Annotated in this window: 2 protein-coding genes and 1 pseudogene; all 3 read right to left on the reverse strand. The window is 73.5% G+C overall.

Going from position 1 to position 1,394, the window contains the following annotated elements; translation table 11 throughout:
- Window positions 1-249: proton-translocating transhydrogenase family protein (locus P409_RS34355; RefSeq protein ID WP_034849351.1), on the reverse strand; the 249-nt coding region annotated here is incomplete at its 3' end.
- 13 nt (window positions 250-262) lie between these two features.
- Entirely contained in the window at window positions 263-1,120 is an 858-nt protein-coding gene (locus P409_RS34360; RefSeq protein WP_430515685.1) for an NAD(P) transhydrogenase subunit alpha, read from the reverse strand.
- Window positions 1,092-1,394, reverse strand: a pseudogene (locus tag P409_RS41670) (NAD(P)(+) transhydrogenase (Re/Si-specific) subunit alpha); the annotation flags it as partial. The pseudogene P409_RS41670 and the gene P409_RS34360, both read right to left, overlap by 29 nt.

The raw sequence follows: 1,394 nt of genomic DNA on the forward strand, positions 1-1,394 counted from the left end.
GGAGATCGCGTTGGTCACGCTCATCAGGGGCGAGTGCAGGGCCGGCGTCACCCGCCACACCACGTAGTAGCCGACGAAGCAGGCCAGCACGAACACCGTCAGCCCGGTCAGGAAGAAGCCGTGCTCCCCCGCCGGCGCCGTTGCGGCCGCCGCCTGGGCCTGCGCCGCCAGCGCCTGGGCCTGGTCCGCCAGCCCCCTGGCCGCCTCGGCCAGACCCTGCGCGCCCTGCGCCAGTTCCTCTGTCGCCATCTGCCCGCTCCCCCTACGCCGCCTGCTCGGCCCGGCCGCCGAAATTCGGATGCACCACCCGGCCCCCCGAGGTCAGCCGCGTCGCCGCCACGATCTCGTCGCTGCCGTCGATCTTGAGAGCCTGGCTCTCCTTGTCGATGAGCGGCGTCAGGAAGGCGACCAGGTTGCGGGCGTAGAGCGCCGAGGCATCGGTCGCGATCCGGCCGGGCACGTTGCGATAGCCGACGATGGTCACGCCGCCGTCCTCGACCACTTCGCCCGGCTTGGTCAGGGCGCAGTTGCCGCCCCGCTCCGCCGCCAGGTCGACGATCACCGAGCCCGGCTTCATCGACCGCACCATCGCCTCGTCCATCAGGACCGGCGCCTTGCGGCCCGGGATCAGGGCCGTGCAGATGACGATGTCCTGCTTCCTCACCGTCTCGGCGATCAGCGCCGCCTGCTTGGCCCGGTACTCCGCCGACATCTCCTTGGCGTAGCCGCCCGCCGTCTCGGCCGCCTTGAACTCCTCATCCTCCACCGCGACGAAGCTGGCGCCCAGCGACTGCACCTGCTCCTTCGCCGCCGGGCGGACGTCGGTCGCCGACACCACGGCCCCGAGGCGCCGCGCCGTCGCGATCGCCTGCAGCCCGGCCACGCCGGCGCCCATCACCAGCACCCGCGCCGGCGGCACCGTGCCCGCCGCCGTCATCATCATCGGATAGGCCCGGCCGAACACCGACGCCGCCTCCAGGACCGCCCGGTAGCCCGCCAGGTTCGCCTGGCTCGACAGCACGTCCATCGACTGCGCCCGCGTGATCCGCGGCACCAGCTCCAGCGCGAAGCTCTCGATCCCGGCCTCGGCACTAGGCCGCAAGGCTCTCCGCGTCGTCATAGGGCTCCAGCACCCCGATCAGCGCCGCGCCGCGCGGGATCAGCGACAGCTCGTCCACCTCGCCCTCCCCGGCCCGCAAAGGCCGCCGCACCTTCAGCACCACGTCCGCGCCCGCGAGGGCCGCGGCCGCATCCGCCGCCACCTCCGCCCCCGCCGCGCGGTACGCGTCATCCGTCACGGCGCTGCCCAGACCGGCGCCGGACTCCACCGCCACCGTCGCCCCCAGACCCACCAGCTTCTTCACGCTGTCCGCCGTCGCCGCCACACGGCGCTC

The sequence above is a fragment of the Inquilinus limosus MP06 genome (genome assembly GCF_000767795.1).
Taxonomy (GTDB): domain Bacteria; phylum Pseudomonadota; class Alphaproteobacteria; order DSM-16000; family Inquilinaceae; genus Inquilinus; species Inquilinus limosus_E.

Excerpts from the sequence above, each read along its gene's own strand:
- P409_RS34360 (WP_430515685.1), bottom strand. The coding sequence starts at position 1,120 with ATGACGACGCGGAGAGCCTTGCGGCCTAGTGCCGAGGCCGGGATCGAG.